Consider the following 204-nt stretch of genomic DNA (forward strand, 5'->3'; position numbering starts at 1 on the left):
CGGGATTTTTGGTCGACGACGGCGGGTCGGTTTTCTATGCCGACACGGTTAGGTACTTTACCTCTGGTCCATGTGCTGCCGTAGCGTTTTCGGTAGGGTTTGCTGCATATTCTGAGATGTTGCCACAAAGTGCCGCCGTTGCTTTTGTCTTGGTGAAGGTAGCGGTAAATGGTGCTATGGTGGAGCGTGATTTGGTGGTGTTTG

Annotated in this window: 1 pseudogene; it reads right to left on the reverse strand. The window is 52.0% G+C overall.

Going from position 1 to position 204, the window contains the following annotated elements:
* Positions 1 to 204: pseudogene (locus HMPREF2700_RS11560) on the reverse strand (IS30 family transposase); the annotation flags it as partial.

Source organism: Neisseria sp. HMSC068C04, from assembly GCF_001810105.1.
GTDB lineage: Bacteria > Pseudomonadota > Gammaproteobacteria > Burkholderiales > Neisseriaceae > Neisseria > Neisseria flavescens_B.